The organism is Shewanella sairae (assembly GCF_023283535.1).
GTDB classification, from domain to species: Bacteria; Pseudomonadota; Gammaproteobacteria; order Enterobacterales; family Shewanellaceae; genus Shewanella; species Shewanella sairae.
This window is the reverse complement of record NZ_JAKILT010000126.1, coordinates 1-3,042: the sequence shown is the minus strand read 5'-3', so window position 1 is coordinate 3,042 and position 3,042 is coordinate 1. Positions and strand designations below refer to the sequence as shown.

Here is a 3,042-nt window from a genome sequence, read left to right as displayed (position 1 = left end):
ACTTTATATGAGGCTTGAGCCCAGTGCAGTGAAAGTTGCACGCTGGGTTCTTAGGGAGACGGCACTTGGCAACAAGTGTCGTCCACCCGACTTAGCTATCGGCGCTTTCTGTTGCAGGAGCAGGTGCACTCACCAATTTATCTTCAGCAGCATTCGCCGCGTCAGACGGTTTAGCTAACGCCTCTTCCGCTTTAAGCCACGTCATAAATAGCTCATACCAAATCGCTAATACCACAGCGCCGAGGAACAAACCGATAATGCCTGCGGTTAACATGCCGCCAATCGCACCAATTAAAATCACTGGCATTGGCACATCAACGCCTCGCCCCATCAACATTGGCTTCAATATGCTGTCAGACACGCCAGCAACTAACACCCAAACGGTAAATATGGTCGCCGCAGTAGAGTCATGAGTAGAAAAGACATAAAAAATTAACGGTAGCACCACCAACAAGGGTGGCAACTGAGCAATACCTAAAATAAACACAATAAAAGTAAACAAGCCTGCCGCAGGAATGCTGAAGGTAAACAGTGCCGAACCAATTAAAATCGATTGAATAAAGGCAACCCCAACAACACCTAATAACACGCTGCGGATAGTTGCAGCGGTTAATGTTGTCCACTCTTCACCGTGACTCCCTGCAATTTTTACCGCAACCGTGCTCACTGCCGCGGCAGATTTCTCAGCATGGGCCATAAAACCACCCGCAATGGCTAGCGAAATAATAAACATCACTAACGTGCCCAAACTACTGCCTAACATGCCTGCAGCGGCACTGACCGCCGTTTTAATTTGCGGTAAAAAGTGCATCACGGCTTTTTCTAAATTATCTGCAAATAGTGCCCATGCTTCAAACAGCTTACCGCCTATTAGCGGAATATCGGCAATCTTTTGGGTTGGCCCTGGGATATCAACTTCACCAGACTGTAACACCTCAATGGCATGAGATACGCCCTCAAAAAGTGAGCTAGATACAATCCAAAATGGCGCAATCAGCAAAGTGATCCCTGCTATCGCTAATATCGTTGCTGCTAGCCCTCTTCTCCCCTTTAACGCGCGCTCTAGCTTTTGCGTCATTGGCATTAACGCAACAGCGATAATTGCCCCCCAAAGCACTGGGATCACAAAAGGCTTGATGATATCGAACGTCCAAACAACCAATATAAATAGCAAACCGATACGAATGGCAGATTCCATCATATTATTGACGAACAATTTACTTTGATTATGTTGCATAGGGTTTTCCATATTTAGCTTCCTATTAGGTTTCCTTATGAGCCAATCCCGAACTCACTAAACTAGCAACGACGATCGCCATATAAAACACGCCGGCAATGGCCTCCATATAAACAGCAACTTGAGCAAAAGGCGTGTTAGGGCTGATATCGCCATAACCCAAAGTTGTCAAAGTGACAAAACTGAAATACGCCATTTGAGAAAAATTTTGCCCCCAAACACTATGCTCAACCCCACTAAACGCGTGGGGCGACAGTGCCAAGATCAATAGATAAACTAACGCCCACATCAAGCCTAGCAGTAAAAAAAGCGCAATCGAACCAACGATTTTGTTGCCGTCCACTGACCCGCTAAACAGAATTTGTCTGGCAATGGAGCTAAAAGTGCCCCAGAAAAAGGCAAACATAAGCAGCAGCATGAAAAGATCTATATTAGGTATGGGGGTAAAGCGTTTAAGCATTGCAGCAATGAGCCAAACAACAATTAGCCCCTGCATAAAGCGCTTCCAGCTCTTATCAATACCAAGGCTGACCACGCAAACCAGAAACGTCGCGGTAATCACCCCATCCAGCAAAGATTCAAGCATGCCGTCAGCTACCGACTTAACTAATGATGCGCTTAACAGCAACACCACTAAGGCGGCAGTCATATAATAAAAATTATTGTTTTTAGTGATGACTTTGTTGATCAAACTGGCGCTTCCTTGTCAGTTATCATTTTTCGGCTAAAGCTTGCTTGTTGGTTAAATACTTCCAATACAATAGCTTACTTTATCTGCTATTGCTGATATTTTTTGAGTGGTTTAGGCGAGTATTTAACGCTAAAAAGCACATAGATGGGTTAGATATAGAGGAAAGCTTGGGAAGCAATAACAGCCTTAGTATGCATTGATAGATCAGCTCAAAAACATATAAACACTATGTATCAATAGCTTAACTTTTTCAAGTTAGACTTACATTGGACTCGATAAATGTTCTTGTTCAATTTTGCGGAGCGATATAGTTAGAAAACAACAATCGGATGAGAATTAGTCTCTTTACATCAATAGGTTACATTGATATGTTTAGTAGGATTTAATTAGAAAGCAGGGATTTATCCTAGACGCAGGATAATAAGCTGTTAGCCGAAAAAGGAAGTACGGTGAAAAATCTAAACTACTGGTTACTGAAACAAGCTCATATCATTTGGATCGCTTCAATAGTGAATATAGGACTTGGAGTTGTCATTCCTGATTTTGATTTCGTTGAAAAAAGTATTAGTTATGTTGCATTAGAAGATCCAATTTATGCTTATACCCACCGTATAGCTGACATTATCATTGGGTTATCTATGTGTGGTTTCGCATTTGCAATGCAATCACTCTCCCTAAATCGATTTTCTACCGCAATGTTAGCAACATCCTTATTTGGTATAAGCATGATTAGTGCGGGAATTTGGACACTCGAAACTCCGCTTCATCTTTTGTATAACTTATCAATATTCATGATTATTGCTCCTATGGCTTTTGCTCTTGAGTTTAAAAATGTAATTAAACCTAGTGTATTTGAAAGTTTATCTGTTGCCGTTACTGTATTGCACGTTTTTATGTTTTGGCTTATTTACGCAGGGTTTATTCCTCAAGAAATTAATGGTTTAATCCAAAGGTTGTGGGCAATTCCTACAATGGGCTGGTTTGGTATTGCAGCATATAAACTTGCATGCTGCCAATTTTCGGCTAATCGGGTAGCCGGAGGTATCTAGCCTCCAGCCCCCACACCACCCTGCATGCGGCTCCGCACAGGGCGGTTCATTTAGAACACCTAATT

At 42.5% G+C, this 3,042-nt stretch carries 3 protein-coding genes; 1 reads left to right on the top strand and 2 read right to left on the bottom strand.

What is annotated here, in order from left to right; translation table 11 throughout:
• Positions 1 to 91 precede the first annotated feature (91 nt).
• Positions 92 to 1,249: an AI-2E family transporter gene (locus L2748_RS23330; RefSeq protein WP_220783511.1), complete on the bottom strand. Its 1,158-nt coding sequence runs from the start codon at positions 1,247 to 1,249 to the stop codon at positions 92 to 94.
• 13 nt (positions 1,250 to 1,262) lie between these two features.
• A complete protein-coding gene (locus tag L2748_RS23325; RefSeq protein WP_248957797.1) occupies positions 1,263 to 1,928 on the bottom strand; it encodes a potassium channel family protein in 666 nt (221 codons plus the stop codon).
• A gap of 449 nt (positions 1,929 to 2,377) precedes the next feature.
• Here L2748_RS23325 and L2748_RS23320 point away from each other — a divergent pair, with 449 nt between their 5' ends.
• Positions 2,378 to 2,977 carry a DUF998 domain-containing protein gene (locus L2748_RS23320; RefSeq protein WP_220783512.1) on the top strand — a complete coding sequence of 200 codons (600 nt, stop codon included), beginning with the start codon at positions 2,378 to 2,380 and terminating at the stop codon, positions 2,975 to 2,977.
• Positions 2,978 to 3,042 lie beyond the last annotated feature (65 nt).